14 protein-coding genes and 1 pseudogene are annotated in these 16167 nt (G+C 35.7%); 7 read left to right on the forward strand and 8 right to left on the reverse strand.

The window, feature by feature from the left end; genetic code table 11:
• Positions 1-40: 40 nt before the first annotated feature.
• From FTRAC_RS07875 to FTRAC_RS07885, 3 genes are all read right to left on the reverse strand, one after another.
• On the reverse strand, positions 41-496 hold the full coding sequence (locus FTRAC_RS07875) for a hypothetical protein (protein ID WP_013453709.1): 456 nt from the start codon (positions 494-496) through the stop codon (positions 41-43).
• 365 nt (positions 497-861) lie between these two features.
• Positions 862-1188 (reverse strand): HesB/IscA family protein, encoded by a 327-nt coding sequence (locus FTRAC_RS07880; protein ID WP_013453710.1) that lies wholly within the window; start codon positions 1186-1188, stop codon positions 862-864.
• 16 nt (positions 1189-1204) lie between these two features.
• Positions 1205-1612 (reverse strand): hypothetical protein, encoded by a 408-nt coding sequence (locus FTRAC_RS07885; protein ID WP_013453711.1) that lies wholly within the window; start codon positions 1610-1612, stop codon positions 1205-1207.
• A 132-nt stretch (positions 1613-1744) separates the two neighbouring features.
• Between FTRAC_RS07885 and mce the strand changes: the two genes are divergently transcribed.
• Positions 1745-2149 carry a methylmalonyl-CoA epimerase gene (mce, locus tag FTRAC_RS07890; protein WP_013453712.1) on the forward strand — a complete coding sequence of 135 codons (405 nt, stop codon included), beginning with the start codon at positions 1745-1747 and terminating at the stop codon, positions 2147-2149.
• 183 nt (positions 2150-2332) lie between these two features.
• Positions 2333-3367 (forward strand): thiamine-phosphate kinase, encoded by a 1035-nt coding sequence (gene thiL / locus FTRAC_RS07895; RefSeq protein ID WP_013453713.1) that lies wholly within the window; start codon positions 2333-2335, stop codon positions 3365-3367.
• A gap of 232 nt (positions 3368-3599) precedes the next feature.
• On the opposite strand, the gene FTRAC_RS07900 is transcribed toward thiL, so the two are convergent.
• From FTRAC_RS07900 to accC, 3 genes and pseudogenes are all read right to left on the reverse strand, one after another.
• Positions 3600-4181, reverse strand: a complete 582-nt coding sequence (locus tag FTRAC_RS07900; RefSeq protein WP_013453714.1) for a Maf family protein — start codon at positions 4179-4181, stop codon at positions 3600-3602.
• Positions 4147-5451: a DUF1015 domain-containing protein gene (locus tag FTRAC_RS07905; RefSeq protein ID WP_013453715.1), complete on the reverse strand. Its 1305-nt coding sequence runs from the start codon at positions 5449-5451 to the stop codon at positions 4147-4149. Before FTRAC_RS07905 ends, FTRAC_RS07900 begins: the two co-directional genes overlap by 35 nt.
• A 190-nt stretch (positions 5452-5641) precedes the next feature.
• Positions 5642-7136, reverse strand: a pseudogene (gene accC / locus FTRAC_RS07910) (acetyl-CoA carboxylase biotin carboxylase subunit).
• Positions 7137-7309: 173 nt separating this feature from the next.
• On the opposite strand from accC, the gene FTRAC_RS07915 reads away from it, so the two are divergent.
• From FTRAC_RS07915 to FTRAC_RS07930, 4 genes are all read left to right on the forward strand, one after another.
• Positions 7310-8560: an aminotransferase class I/II-fold pyridoxal phosphate-dependent enzyme gene (locus tag FTRAC_RS07915; RefSeq protein ID WP_013453716.1), complete on the forward strand. Its 1251-nt coding sequence runs from the start codon at positions 7310-7312 to the stop codon at positions 8558-8560.
• Positions 8561-8662: 102 nt separating this feature from the next.
• Complete coding sequence (locus tag FTRAC_RS07920) at positions 8663-8839, forward strand: hypothetical protein (RefSeq protein ID WP_013453717.1); 177 nt, start codon at positions 8663-8665, stop codon at positions 8837-8839.
• Positions 8840-8943: 104 nt separating this feature from the next.
• Positions 8944-10092 carry a methionine aminotransferase gene (locus FTRAC_RS07925; RefSeq protein ID WP_013453718.1) on the forward strand — a complete coding sequence of 383 codons (1149 nt, stop codon included), beginning with the start codon at positions 8944-8946 and terminating at the stop codon, positions 10090-10092.
• Positions 10080-10874 (forward strand): amidohydrolase, encoded by a 795-nt coding sequence (locus FTRAC_RS07930; protein ID WP_013453719.1) that lies wholly within the window; start codon positions 10080-10082, stop codon positions 10872-10874. Before FTRAC_RS07925 ends, FTRAC_RS07930 begins: the two co-directional genes overlap by 13 nt.
• A gap of 83 nt (positions 10875-10957) precedes the next feature.
• Here FTRAC_RS07930 and FTRAC_RS19250 read toward each other — a convergent pair whose 3' ends face one another.
• Positions 10958-12484, reverse strand: a complete 1527-nt coding sequence (locus FTRAC_RS19250) for a fasciclin domain-containing protein (RefSeq protein WP_013453720.1) — start codon at positions 12482-12484, stop codon at positions 10958-10960.
• A 97-nt stretch (positions 12485-12581) separates the two neighbouring features.
• Positions 12582-14759: an FG-GAP-like repeat-containing protein gene (locus FTRAC_RS07940; protein WP_013453721.1), complete on the reverse strand. Its 2178-nt coding sequence runs from the start codon at positions 14757-14759 to the stop codon at positions 12582-12584.
• 89 nt (positions 14760-14848) lie between these two features.
• Here FTRAC_RS07940 and FTRAC_RS07945 point away from each other — a divergent pair, with 89 nt between their 5' ends.
• On the forward strand, positions 14849-16159 hold the full coding sequence (locus tag FTRAC_RS07945; protein ID WP_013453722.1) for a UDP-N-acetylmuramoyl-tripeptide--D-alanyl-D-alanine ligase: 1311 nt from the start codon (positions 14849-14851) through the stop codon (positions 16157-16159).
• Positions 16160-16167 lie beyond the last annotated feature (8 nt).

Raw genomic sequence — 16167 nt, forward strand, 5'->3', positions numbered from 1 at the left:
GAAAGTTGCTGTGGATTTTTAGAAGATGAATGTGAAAAATCTACAATTCCACGTCTAATTGGTTACCCGCTAATTTGACTTCTTTATCTTTTTGAGCACCAATAGCCACACCAATTGCTAAGCCTACTCCTATTCCAGTTCCCATGAAGGCCATATTATCCAAGGCCATACCAAAAGCAGCACCAAATGGAATTCCGAAAGCTGCCATTCCAATAGCCAACCATTTAAAAGTATAGTGGTTTTTGGCTAGTAAATCCAGTTCTTTTTCCGCAATCTTCAATATTTCTTTATAAGATTTTCCCAATTGAGCAGTCAATAAAGGTTTGGTTTTCGCATTATTAACTTTTTCAATTTCTTCATTAATTGTGCTTAAGACGGGATCAGGAATCTCTTTATCCGACAAAGCTTTCAGTAGTTTTTGAAATCCTTGGATTTGTCGTTCCAAGCTCTTTGTTCGTTCTCCCTGATAGCTCGGATTAAATGTAGTAAATGGCATTATTGACTTTTTATTTGTCCTAAACTAAATAAATCAAGCCCAATTAAAAAATAAAACTGGTGGCAAAAGCAGTAGCATGGCCAAAATCGAAAAGACAACTATGATCGGCAGCGCCAAATTCAACTACTTATTTCTTCATGGAAATAATAAAATGAACACTATACACCTGATTTCCATTGCAGCGAATAAAAAACCCTTGACATTAGCAAATATCAAGGGTTGGTTTTAATGTTTTTACTTAAGAATAGCTTAAAATCTTTTGATTTCATTTAGATCATATTCCGGTCGGTGCGCCACCGACCGGGGAAGTTGATCTCCATGGTTGGTGTTCCATCAACCATTTTGATTTTACAAGAAGTAATTATCTAAATTGAAAAGCTTTCTCCGCAACCACAAGTTCTGGTGGCATTAGGATTAATGAATTGAAAACCTTTTCCGTTTAAGCCGTCTGAGAAATCTAAAGTAGTTCCTAAGAGGTACAACATGCTTTTCTTATCTACTAAAAGCTTCACTCCTTTATCTTCAAAAATTTCGTCCCCATCTTTAACTTCCTCATCAAAGCTTAAATCGTACATCAAGCCAGAACAGCCTCCACCTTTAACAGAAACCCTGACATTGCTGTTCTCAGCATGCCCTTCTTCACTTCTCAATTTTCCCAATCTATCTTTTGCTTTGTCTGTAACAATAATCATGATTATAAATATTTATTTATGATACTGGATTTAGCACTACACTAAAAACGGTTATGGTATTACGATCTCTTCCGTAGTAAAGTTTGTCTAAACTATCTAAAATATTGCTCGCTCTAAAATAAGAGGTATGCAATTGTTTATCATCTTTTGTCATCCACTGAATGGTATAAGAACTTTCCCTATCTCTGTAGTTTTTGACATAATCCATCATTTTCTTTAGGGCTTCTAATTTATCATAGCCCGATTCTGAATGAAATAAAAAGGATTGGTTGTGCCTTGGATTAATGGTAATCAAATCGAGTTTCACTTTCCCGTCTTGAGAACCAAACTCAAAAACCAACTCACTATCATTCAAGCCAAGATAGTTTATGATTTCTTTCTGCAGCCTGGCACCTTCTATATGTATGTCTGTTGATGTTTCCATCCTTAATTATTTCCTTTTTGAAATTTAAATAATGATTTTGAGTATCCCAACTTTTTTATCCATGGAAAAGTTTCTGCATTTTTGCATTCTCAAATGCAAAGTTAGTCAATTAGTCGCACAAAATTAAACAGCATGTTGAAAGTAGAACATATCGGTATAGCGGTAAAAAATATGGAAAGTGCCAACTCACTTTTCAGTAAGCTATTCAATAAAGCCCCTTATAAACTGGAAAAAGTGGAAAGTGAAGGTGTTGCTACCTCTTTTTTTCAAATGGGCGAAACTAAAATAGAACTGCTAGAGGCAGAAACTGAGGATAGTGCCATTGCTAAATTTATTGAGAAAAAAGGAGAAGGCATCCATCATATTGCTTATGAGGTTGAAAATATTGAATCAGAAATGAAAAGATTGAAAGCAGAAGGTTTTCAATTAATCAACAAAGTGCCTAAAAAAGGAGCTGATAATAAATTAGTCTGCTTTTTACATCCTAAAACCACTAATGGCGTACTAATAGAACTGTGCCAGGAAATCAAAAATTGATTATTGGTGCTGAATGGAATTATAATATTTCAGTTTTTTCTTTCCTTTTCTGGTTTGAAAAGAGCTTTTATTACAGGCGGAAAATAAAAATGCGCCTAAAAGCAAGAAAATGAATGCCTTAAATAATTTCGTCTTCATAATACAAAAATAAAAAATTCAATTTAGAAACTCAAAAATACTAAAATGAGCGATCAAAATAGAACAGAAATAAATAAACTAGGTGAATTTGGTCTAATCGATAAAATCGCAGAAAAGTTCAGCAAACAGAATAATTCTACAAAATATGCCATTGGAGATGATGCAGCGGTGATTGATGTGGGCGATTATTACCAATTAGTTTCCACTGATATGCTCGTAGAAGGCGTTCATTTTGACCTTTCTTATTTTCCTCTGCACCATTTAGGATTTAAAGCGGTAGCGGTAAATGTATCCGATATTGCCGCCATGAACGGAATAGCAGAACAAATCACGGTAAGCTTAGCATTAAGCAATAGGTTTTCATTTGAGGCCATAGATGCATTTTACGAAGGCGTGAAAGCAGCTTGTGATGCTTACAAAGTTGATTTAGTTGGTGGAGATACTACTGCTTCTCCTTCTGGTTTGATGATTTCGGTTACGGCAATAGGAAAAGTTGATAAAGATAAAATTGCTTACCGTTCAGGTGCAAAAGTGAATGATATCGTTTGTGTAACCGGAGATTTAGGCGGTGCCTACATGGGCTTGCAAGTGCTAGAAAGAGAAAAGCAAGTGTTTTTAGAAAATCCTGACATGCAACCGCAGCTGGATAAATACCAATATATTGTGGGAAGACAATTAAAACCTGAAGCCAGAATGGACTTGGTTCATGAGCTGTTGGATTTGAAAATAGTTCCGACTTCCATGATTGATATTTCTGATGGATTAGCTTCAGAATTACACCATATTGCCAAACATTCAGATGTGGGCATCAACGTGCATGAGGATAAATTACCTTTTGCCACCAATACGCAAGAAACAGCACTTGAATTCAAATTAGATCCAAATACTGCAATTTTAAATGGTGGTGAGGATTATGAATTGCTTTTCACTATCTCTCAAGATGATTTTGAAAAAGTAAAAAACCATCCTGATATCCATTTTATCGGCTATATCAACGAAAAATCTAGTGGCTTGAATTTGGTAACCACTAAAGGAAATCCAATTCCGTTGAAAGCACAGGGCTGGGATCATTTTAGTTGAGAATTAACTACAAGAGACAGAAAAAGACAGCCTAAGGCTGTTTTTTTTTAAACCACAATGTTTCTCTGAGATTTTCACTAAGGGCACTGAGGGGTAGTTATTTTCAATGTTGGTGCGAGCTTCTTATCCCGTATTTTCTTTTGCAATTTTAGAGAGAGCACAAGCTAGAAGCTCGCGCTAGCATTTACGGAAACTGCCAACTTTTCCAAAGTTTAGAACATTGGAAAAGTTGTTAACCTTTGCTATAAGCCGTCAAAGCCTGATAAACCTTATGAATCGGTAAGCCCATCACAGTAAAATAAGAACCTTCAAGCTTTTCAATATGCGTTAAACCAATGCCTTCTTGAATACCGTAAGCTCCTGCTTTGTCAAATGGCTTATTATTGCGGATATAATCCCAAATAACTTCTTCTTCTATAGGATTGAAATAAACTAAAGTCTCGTCTGAATATTTTTCAAATTTTCCATTTATCAGCACACAAAACCCTGAAACCACCTGATGTGCTCTTCCGCTCAATTTGCTCAACATACTGAAAGCTTCATCCTCATCCTGTGGTTTTTCCAATAATTCATTATCGATTAAGACCGTAGTATCAGCCGTTAGAATGATTTTATCGGTATACTTTTCATCTTGGGCAAAGGCTTTGGCTTTCTTTTCTGCCAAAAAAGAGGCTACTTCAGTATGAGGCATATCCACAGGATATGATTCTTCCGTATCCTTAGCTTCGGTAGAAAATTCAAAGCCTGCTTTGATCAGTATTTCTTTTCTTCTGGGCGATTTAGACCCTAAAATAAGCGGGTAATTCAAATTCATCTTCTTGTATTGAGCCAAATAAAAATCCACAAATGGTTTTAGGATAGAAATAAGTCGATTTCTGGGGCATGGTATAGCCTGTATTGCAGACTTTTTTCACCTGCTCCATGCTTATTTCCTTTGTAATTAATGCACACTGCACTTCTTCTTTCAATAATTTACGAATGCAAGCCGTAAAATTCCTTTCAAACTGGATAGATTCAGAGCTTCGCTGCTCTTTTCCTTTTATTCCTAAAATTTTCTGTATGAAAAAGTAATGCAATACCGTCAAATCCAAATGCTTTACTTCATCAGGGAAATTCCATTTCAATTCATCTATTTTCTCAGGTTTCAAGCGGATTTTATAAGTATTCTCCTTGAACAGCATACCAAAAGCCCACTTTTTCCCTAAAATAATTTCATGAACATCTTCCGGATTTTCCAATGTTTTAATAATGAAATCCTCCTCTAGTTTCTTCAGAATTTCCTTTTCTGATAAATCAGGAATATCTTTTATTAATCGGTGAGTGGGCAAAATTCTCAAATCATCAGAATCGGAATTGGTCAGGTACATCATATGAAAATTATAACCTTCCTGTCCGGTATGATTTGGATTTTTCTCCGTCATCTTTTTTCTATAGAGCAAAGAACCTTCATAGCGGTGATGTCCATCCGCTAAAATGATTTGCTGAGGCGCAATTTTCTCTATGAATTTTTTAATGATTTTTGCATCATGAATAACGCTGACTACTTCCCGTACACCTTGATAATCTTCTAACTCACCTAAAGGCATTTCCATGCTCTCATCCATATAAGTCTCCAACTCAAATTCAGGATCGGAATATAAGCCGTGAGTAGCACTGACATTCAATTGGGTTTTATCCAAGAGCTCAATTCTGTCATTTACCGACTTGGGAATCGTATTTTCATGCCTTAAAATAACTTTTTCATCCCAATCATAAGCTTTTATAAAGGTGATAAAGCCCTTTCTAACATGCTCCCGAGTAGAGCCAGGTAGGGTGAAATATTGATAATAAACGTAAATTCCAGGCAGCGGATCTTGCTTTAAAATTCCTTCTTTCTTCCATTTTGCTAATCGCTCTGCCGCCATATCAGCAGATTCTTCCCCGCCTTTGGGCACAGATAAATGGATACTATTTAAAGGGTTTTTATAAAGTGCCTCTCTTTGCTTGGCTGATACCACATCAAATAAGGGGCTGGTCAAACTCTCAATTTCCTTTTGGAGCTCGGCATTATAACGCCAAGCTTTTATAGGCTTAATTTCTGCCATTATATGGATTTATAAATTAAACAAAATGTATTTGGCATTAAATTCAGTCCTTAAGATTCCAGATTCCGGTCGGTGTGCCACCGACCGGGGATAGGTACCCTTAACCAGATAACATGGATGGTGTGCCACCAACCATGTTAAGCTTAAATATCTGTAATAAACTTAATACAGTAGGAATTACAGACCTTATCTATAACCTATTCTTTTTCCACAATGAGACCTTTTTGCCATTAGCTTCCTGAGCTGTTTGCTTTTTTTGTCTCTCAGACCACAATTTTACTGCTAAAGCCGCTGCGATTTCCGTTTCCACATCAGATACTTTTTCATCCAAATCGCTTGGCTGGAAATATTTTTCAATGAATTTGGTATCGAAATCACCGCTAGTGAAAGCCTCATGTTTTAATACATAATTTACAGAAACTTAAAGTGGTTTGAATTCCTACAATCTCATATTCATCTATAGCACGAATCATTCTGCTAATGGCTTCTTCTCGATTGTCAGCGTAAGTGATCAGCTTTGCAATCATAGGATCGTAATGAATTGGGATATCCATTCCTTGCTCAAAACCATCATCTACTCTCACACCTGTTCCTTGTGGCCTTTTGTAAACTTTTAAATTCCCTATATCAGGCAAGAAGTTGTTTTGCGGGTCTTCTGCATAAACCCTAACTTCTACCGCATGTCCCTTTATAGTTAAATCTTCTTGCTTAATGGATAATGCCTTTCCTTCTGCAATTCTGATTTGTTCTTTTACTAAATCAACTCCAGTGATTTGTTCAGTTACTGGGTGTTCCACCTGCAAGCGCGTATTCATTTCAAGGAAGTAAAAATTCAACTTATCATCCACAATGAATTCGACAGTTCCTGCTCCATAGTAATTACAAGATTTAGCCACATCAATTGCTGCTTGTCCCATTTGCTCTCTAATTTCGGGAGTCAAAACGCTTGACGGTGCTTCTTCAATAACTTTCTGGTGTCTTCTTTGGATTGAACATTCTCTTTCGAATAAATGCACCACATTTCCTTTTTGGTCTCCCAAAACCTGAATTTCAATATGACGAGGAGAAGTCACAAATTTTTCTAGAAAAACAGCTCCGTTTCCGAAGGCATTTTTAGCTTCACTTACCGCTCTGTCCATTTGAGATTCAAAATCAGCAGGATCTTCCACTATCCTCATTCCTTTACCACCACCACCGGCACTGGCTTTAATTAATATAGGGTAGCCAATTTCATCTGCTTTTTCTTTTGCCAATTTTATATCTGTAATGGCTTTATCTAAACCTGGCACCAAAGGCACATCTCTTTTCAGTACAGCCGCTTTGGCAGACAGCTTATCTCCCATTATTTCAATAGACTCGGCAGAAGGCCCTATAAAAATGATCCCTTCTTTCTCTACCTGCCTGGCGAAATCAGCATTTTCAGATAAGAAACCATATCCAGGGTGGATGGCATCTACTTTTAATTTCTTACAGGTGTCAATTATTTTATCTATCCTCAAATAACTTTCTGAAGAAGCTGGTGGTCCAACGCAAACAGCTTCATCTGCATAGCGCACATGAAGTGCGTTTCTATCCGCTTCACTATATATTGCTACAGTTTTTATACCCAATTCACGCGCAGAACGCATCACTCTAAGGGCAATTTCACCTCTGTTGGCAACTAAGATTTTTTTAATATCCGGCATATCAATTAGTCTTATAATATCAAATGAAAATTGAAGTACAATGCTACATAATTATTGTCTTTTTTACTAAAAATTACGGCTTTAAAGCGGGGGAGCTATTTTTTCAGTAAAACCTTTTTTGTTACCTTTGGTTTTTGATTAGAATAATTATAGATACAATAAAATAGATAAACGTGGATTTATTTGAGAAATTGAAAGTGGATCGTGGACCATTAGGTAAGCATTCCAACGTAGAAGAGGGTTATTTTATGTTCCCTAAATTGGAAGGAGAGCTTTCTCCTCACATGAAATTTAGAGGAAAAGAAGTTTTAACCTGGAGTTTAAATAACTACTTAGGTTTAGGTAACCATCCTGAAATAAGAAAGGCTGATGCTGAATCTGCTGCCAAATGGGGATTAGCTTACCCGATGGGAGCTAGAATGATGTCGGGAAATACTTCTCAACATGAAGAATTAGAAAGACAATTAGCTGAATTCATCAAGAAAGATGAAGTAATGCTTTTAAATTATGGTTACCAAGGCGTTCTATCTATTATAGATGCTGTAGTAGGCAGAAAAGATGCTATCGTTTATGATGCAGAATGCCATGCTTGTATAGTAGATGGTGTTCGGTTGCATATGGGGAAAAGATTTGTTTACCCACATAACGACATAGAAAGCCTAGAAAAGCAATTACAAAGAGCTACCAAGCTGACTGAAGAAACTGGTGGCGGTATATTAGTTATTACTGAAGGTGTATTCGGCATGACTGGTGCTATGGGTAAATTGAAAGAAACCCTTGCGCTAAAAGAAAAATACGAATTCCGTTTATTATGTGATGATGCCCATGGTTTTGGTACAATGGGAGAAACAGGAGCAGGAACAGCTGAGCAGCAAGATGTAATGGAAGAGGTAGATTTATACTTCAGCACATTCGCGAAATCAATGGCTTTGATCGGTGCTTTTGTTGGTGGCGATCCTGACATCATCAAGTTTTTAAGATTTAATATGCGTTCGCAGATATTTGCGAAATCATTACCAATGCCAATGGTAGAAGGTGCTCTAAAAAGATTGGAATTATTAAGAGACCAACCAGAGCATAAAAAGAATTTGTGGACAATAGTGGACGCACTCCAGAGTGGCTTGAAAGCAAAAGGATTTAGCATTGGCACAACTCAATCCCCTGTTACTCCAGTAATGCTGAATGGAACAGTTGGTGAAGCAGCAGCTTTGGCTTATGACTTAAGAGAGAATTTTGGAATATTCTGCTCTGTTGTGATATACCCAGTGGTTCCAAAAGACACTATTTTACTAAGATTAATCCCTACGGCCTCTCATAGTTTGGAAGATGTTGACCGTACGATTAAAGCATTTGAAGCTATAAAAGATAAGCTAAAAGAAGGTCATTACAGGGAAAATGAGCTTGCAAAAGCATTTAAAGAGTAATTTTTTAGGAAAAATGTTGCCCTAATTGTTGTTTTTATATGTTTTTGCCTATATTGCTTTCAATTAAATAATTTATTTAGTCAACCGTAAACTAAAATAAGAATGAAAAGATTCGAACAAGTAAGAGACCTTATCATGGGTCTAGAAGGTGATTTTGAAAAATTCTACGACAAAGAGAATCAGGCAGCTGGTACTCGAGTTAGAAAAGGAATGCAAGAGTTGAAAAACTTAGCGCAAGAAATCAGAATTGAAGTTCAAGATATCAAGAACAAATCTTAATTAGAATTTGAATGATTTCGAAAGAGGCTGGCAGTTTTGTCAGCCTTTTTTTTTGACTTATTTTTAATAATCATTCTAGAAAATGATTTCAAAAATTATTTAAAATGACAGAAATTCAATCCAAACTACCTAAAGTTGGCACTACAATATTCACCGTCATGTCTCAAATGGCTGCTGAATCTAATGCCATCAACCTCTCACAAGGATTTCCTGATTTCCCGGTATCAGAAAAATTGATAGACCTTGTATATCAAAATATGCAAATTGGGCATAATCAATATGCGCCTATGCCTGGACTTCCTCAACTCAGAGAAGCCATTGCCAACAAAATCAAAAATACGGGAGGTGTAAATATTAATATAGATACAGAAATTACCGTATCCGCAGGAGCTACAGAGGCTATTTTCTCCAGTGTTTTGGCCACCGTAAATCAAGGCGATGAGGTAATTGTACTCGAACCAGCTTATGATTGCTACATCCCTGCTATTGAATTGGCGGGCGGAAAAGTGGTTCCTGTAGGTTTAAGTTTACCCAATTTTACTCCAGATTGGCAAAAAGTAAAAGATAATATCACGAAGAAAACCCGTATGATCATTATCAATTTTCCGCACAATCCTTCAGGGGCTATTTTAACTCAAGATGATATTACTGCATTAAAAGAGCTATTAGAAGAAAACCCTCAGTTGATTATTTTAAGTGATGAAGTTTACGAGCACATCATTTTTGATGGAAACACACATCTTAGTGTCTTAAAGGATAAGTTTTTAGCAAGAAGAAGTATTGCTGTTTCTTCTTTCGGAAAAACTTTTCATGCCACAGGTTGGAAAATAGGCTATATGGTAGCACCTGAAGCAATAATGAAAGAAATTAGGAAAGTGCACCAGTACAATTGTTTCTCTGTTCATACGCCTAGTCAATATGCTATGGCTGAATACTTACAAAATGAGAAAAACTATTTAGGCCTGAGTGCGATGTATGAAAAGAAGAGAGAATTTTTCCAGCAAGCCATGCAAGATTCTAAATTTAAGATAATTCCTTCTTATGGGACTTATTTCCAAGTATTGGATTTTAGTGAAATTTCGGATATGGGCGATATGGAGTTTGCACAATACCTCATCAAAGATAAAGGAGTTGCATCCATTCCTGTTTCAGCATTCTATTCTGACAAGCAGGATGACAAATTACTAAGGTTTTGCTTTGCAAAAGGAGAAGAAACATTACAAAAAGCAGCAGATATATTATGCAAGATTTAAAAGTAACGCTTATTCAAACGCCTTTGTATTGGCAGGATAAACAAGCTAATATTTCCATGTTTGAAGAAAAAATATGGGAAATACAGGAAGAAACTGATTTAATTGTGTTGCCTGAGATGTTCAATACAGGTTTTAGTATGGAAGCCGAAAAAATGGCTGAACCTATGAATTTGCATACTTTCAAATGGATGAGGCAGATGGCGAGTCAAAAAAAGGCTGTGGTTACAGGGTCATATATTGTGAATGATAATGGAAATTATTTCAATCGCTTAATATGGATGCAGCCTGATGGCGACTATTTCACTTACGACAAAAGACATCTCTTCAGAATGGCAAATGAGGATGAGCATTATTCGCCAGGGCAAAAAGATTTGATAGTAGAATTAAATGGTTGGAAAATAAAGCCGTTAGTTTGCTATGACCTGAGATTTCCCGTTTGGTCTCGAAATAGATCAAATGATAAAAATGAGTTGGAATATGATTTAATCCTTTTTGTAGCAAACTGGCCGGCTGTTCGGGTAAATGCATGGGATACTCTTTTAGAAGCCAGAGCTATTGAAAATGTAAGCTATTGCCTTGGGGTAAATAGAATTGGAGATGATGGAAAAGGGATTGCGCACAATGGTCATTCTGGAATTTATGGCCCTAAAGGCAATGCATTATATTTTGCTGATGACAGAGAGGAAATTAAAACAGTCACTTTATCAGGTGAAGAATTATTAAGATTTAGAGAAAAGTTTCCAGCTCAGTTGGATGCGGATGGGTTTGTGATTAATAACTAAAGACTGATCATTATTTATTATTAATAAGGAAGGCAGCAGAATTTAAAATTATAAAATCCTGCTGCCTTTTCAATTTTTACAATTTATTGGTCAAAAAGACTTTTTTTCATAAATCTGTTTTTGACTCTCAATTTACTTTTAATAGATGCAGCAGTTTTAGATCGATTAGAATTCTTAGAAATATTGAGATCCCCCTGATAAAGCCCAGTTATCGTTCTGTCATACTGATCTGTTAATTCAAATGTAATATCTAATACATTGTCAGATGTAGAAACATTTATAACTCCACTGTTAATGTATAAGGTGTTTTCTGTTCCTTGATTGACATTGATATTAAACACAGAATAACCGAAATGATTTTCTCCTGCTGTATAAGTATCGTCAAAAACATATTCCCCGTCAATAAACTCTTCAGTAGATTCCGAAAATAATTCAATATAAAAATAATGAGCACCTGTTAAATCAGCGGCATCGGGATCTCGACTAAATAGTTCGATATCAATATTATAACCACTACCATCAAAATCACCATAGTCAATCACATTCGACTGCGAAACTGGGAATCTAACTTCTTCAACGTAGATATTATAATCTGACTGATAATCATCTCCGGTATTCGTAATTTCACCACTTCCACCATCCTCATTCTCTTGTTCTTTAAAAGGATAGCTAATGTGAGCTCTTAAATCTTCACCATTAACTAAAGTCAATTCCATGGTAACGGTATAAATATCTCCCTCAATCGCAATGTCAACATACCCACCATCTATTTCGATCTCTTCTTCAAGACCTCTTAACCAAACATTACCACTATAAATGAATTTTTCGACCCCTTCATCGAAACCATTCTCATTAAACTCAAAACGTCCTTCTGTAAATGATGCACCTTCTGATTCCAGCCACAAATAGATAAAATGGTCAGAGAGCAAATCGTCAGTCTCTTCAACTTCATTTAAGTTCTCTTCAACTTCAGTCATTATAAGATCGTAATTTGTATACCCAGAGTTGGCTCCATAATTATAATAAAAGCCCCAACCTAACGAATACCTTTCCCCTTTATACATAAATTCATTTTCCAAGGGTAAATAAGCCCTAGGCAATAAAACTGCATCAATTACATGAATAACGCCATTCTCTGCCTCTACATCTGGGGAACTTATATCAGCAATATCATTTAATTTCACAGCATTCCCATTTACGACCATATTAATGAACTCACCTAATAGTGTTGCTGGAGAATCACCTGAAACCATATCTCCCAATCTTAGGACAGTGCCAGAGATAACATGATATTCTATGAAATCAAGAAGTACTTCATCTTCCAAGTCACTCATACTATTTACCCCTTCCATTGACTCTATAAAGTCTTCAAATGCTTGATTAGATGGAGCAAAGACTGTGAATTCAGAAGTTAAATCACCTAAATCATCTAATAAATCTGGGTTTCGTTCAAATGCTGATTTAAACATGCTTAAATCAGCATTTTCATTAATCACTTGTACAAGAGACTTAGTCTCTTCTTCCACTAGCTCGTCTGACTTGAACAGATCACATGAAACTAATAATCCGCCAATCAACAAAAACCATAAAAAATCGATCACCTTTTTCATAAAAAAACTTTTTTTAAATGAAATTAATGATTTTCTTTATGATTACAATTAATTACATAAGTTTATTTTACTCTAGTATTAAAAATTATTACTATTTTTAATACAAAACCACCTTCCGACTTACTCTTCTACCATTTTCAAAAATGGCACTAACAATATAAATACCTCCTTCTAAATTAGAAACATCAATAGCTTGATTAGCAAAGGCTTGATAAAATTGATCTTGTAAAACTTTTTGTCCATTTAAGCCTATAATGGAAACTGATATATCTTGATTGGTTTTAATGTAAAGTTGCCGACTTTGATTAGGATTAGGATAAACTTGAAAGACTAATTCTTCCCCACTTTGAACTGGTAATTCTTCACTATTTCTAAATATTCTTATTCCACCAGAAACTGTCCCTAAAACCAAGGCAGGATAATCATCATTGAATAGTGGAGCAAAAGCCAAATTATTTCTTTTACCGAAATAGAAATCATCGAAATTTTGACCTAATGCATTATAAATATTTAATGAATCAAATTCATCTTCATTTGCTCTCAGATTGGAAAAAACTCTTATGTTCCCGCTCAGGTCTGCTGTAATCAAATCGTTTTCGTTATCATTATCAATATCAGCTACATGAACCCTTAAAGCTGAACGGAAAAAATCATCTCCTATTCCCAAATACGAATTATCTTCTAATTGAAATTGAGGGTTTCTGCCTGCTCCAATATTTTCATATAAAATCAATCCGCCAGAAGATTTTCCTACTAGCAAATCAGCATTATTGTCTCCAAATACATCTGCGAAGTGCACAGAATAACCAAAACCAATAAACACATCCTCTATTGAAATTGTAGAGTTTAGATCCAACCCTGATTCGTTTTGAAAAATGATCCGCAATTGATTAATATTCTGCAGTGTACCCTGTAACACCAAATCTTTTCTTCCATCTAAATCAATATCTACCCACTGAATAAATAGATTAGCTAATCCTTCTTCCGACAAATTGAGATAATCATTGGTCACGAACTTGAAAGTCGGATTCTCACTGGTGCCGGTATTCTCGTAGAGCACAATAGCACTGAACAAGGTGTCGGCTCCACTCAAATCTGTATAGGCTAAGAATAAATCCAAATCACCGTCATTATCATAATCATGAAAAGCGGGACTTGCCTGAGCTCCCCAATCTATCATGTCTTCTTGCAAGAATTCTTTTGTAATCAATTCATACTCATTTCCACGTTTTTGATAAAGCCAATTGGAAGATGAAAAATCAATTGGACTACCTAAATTCGCTTCAATATTTGGGCTGATAATCAACTCTTCTTTATCATCCTCTATTACATCCATTACCATGGTATTAGGATAAAAATTGAAACTAGCTGGATTTGTTTGATTTGGAAAGTCGGAGGTAAAACTATCGAAATCAGGCCTTTGATTTGCCGTTGCAGCATTATTAAAATAATAGAGTTCTCGACACTCTTCATGACTGGTAACTAACTCCAATTTACCATCTTCGTTAAAGTCAAAAAGTGCTAAACTTTTACCACCAGCATGTCGGGCATTGCTCATCAACCTCCCGAAAACATCCTGACAATCTTGACCATCAAAAGCAAAGACGCCACAATCACAATCCTCCACAGTTCCCCAATAATTATCAACTACTTTAAAAGATCCTAAATCAGGACTTCCACTATTATCTATACTTAAGTTTTCGTAAAAAAGAATCCGGCTTTGAATGCCGGAAAAGTTAAAATTCAAAATATCAAGATCCCCATCATTATCAATATCGCCTATGAAAGGATAATCGTTAACATTTACTTGTAGATTTACTTCATTTCCTGAAAGACTTTCATAGCTAATAAAATCAAGTGCTTTTTCCCATTTTAGAATACCAGAACTAACATTTCTATAGGCTGTTATTCCTAAGTTTCCTGCGGTAAAAAGATCTGTTTTCCCATCTCCATCAAAATCTTTCAGAATAAAAAAGTTTTGGATTTCGGATGGAAAATATTGTTCATAGTGTGGTGCATAATCATAATCATTCCCGCGTTTGAGAAAACACAAAACTCTGGCCGAACTACGATCAAATCCAACCAAATCTTCACTTCCATCATTATCTAAATCTATTTTACCGTATTGAACACCATTCAATCCTCCAGCCCATGGGAAATCTTTTTCATCCTCGCCTGAGTGACTAATAGGTGTGTCCTGCCAAGGAATAAAACGATATTGTGAATAGCTTAGAAGCGGGAGTAATGAAAGAAGTAGGAAAAGGAGAAATCTCATAACACAAATTTAATGCTCTTTATATTTTTTTTATTATAAACAATAGGAAGCTTTTACAATTTTATAGATTTGTATAAACCTATTGCACGATGACTAAAATTGAAAAGCTATACGATATATATTTAAAAAGCAGCGGTATTTGTACAGATAGCCGTAAGCTTGAAAAAGGGAATCTGTTTTTTGCTTTAAAAGGACCTAATTTTAATGGAAATAAGTTTGCGCAGAAAGCTTTGGAAGAAGGAGCAGCTGCAGTAGTTATAGATGAAATTGAATATCAACAAGATCAAAAAAACACTATACTAGTAGAAGATGCACTTGAAGCGCTGCAACTTTTAGCTACACATCATCGCGAAAAATTAACTATACCCATTTTAGGAATTACTGGCTCCAATGGAAAAACTACTAGCAAGGAATTAATCCATGCAGTTTTAGCCACAAAATATAAGGTATTTGCCACTTCAGGAAATTTGAATAATCATATTGGTGTTCCTTTGAGTTTGCTATCCATTCAAAAAGACCATGAAATCGCAATCATTGAAATGGGAGCCAACCATGTAGGAGAAATCGCTTCCTATTGCCAAATGGCACAACCTACTCATGGATTAATCACCAATATCGGCAAAGCCCATATTGGAGAATTCGGTGGTTTTGAAAATATCATCATTGGTAAAAGTGAGCTTTTTGATTTTTTAAAGAAAAACGATGGCGTTCCATTTATCAATACACAGGATGCGGTTTTAAAAAACATGGAAAAACGCTTTTCAAATGCCATAACCTTCCCAAATGAGGGAGATGATCTACAGCTTAAACCTGAAAAAGGCACTGCATTTTTGAGATATTCAACGGAAGGCTTTAGCCATATTGACACACATTTAGTTGGTCAGTTTAATTATCTTAATGTGGCTGCTGCCTTGTGCATAGGAAAATATTTTGAGGTTACTATGGAAAAAGCCATTGAAGCCACTCAGGAATATATGCCTGAAAACATGCGTTCGCAAATGATCAAAACAGATAATTACACTATTCTATTGGATGCTTATAATGCCAATCCAGATTCAATGGAATTGGCTATGAAAAGCTTAAGTGCAATTGAAAATACAGAATCCGTAGTGATTTTGGGAGATATGCTGGAACTGGGAGATACTGCTGAACTTGAACATGAGAAATTAGGCGAGTTAGCAGTAGACTTAGGGATCAGCAAAAGATATTATTGTGGTAAACAAATCCAATCCGCTTCCAAAAAGGATAATTTTGGTAAGTATTTTGAAACTAAGGATGAATTGATCGAGCACCTGACCGCAAAACCATTGAAAAAAGGTAGTACGATTTTAATCAAGGGCTCAAGAAAAAACGCTTTGGAAGAGATAGTGCCTTTTTTGGTGAAGTTGGAGGGGAGATAGGAATTATT

This window comes from Marivirga tractuosa DSM 4126 (assembly GCF_000183425.1).
In the GTDB taxonomy this organism is placed as follows: Bacteria; Bacteroidota; Bacteroidia; order Cytophagales; family Cyclobacteriaceae; genus Marivirga; species Marivirga tractuosa.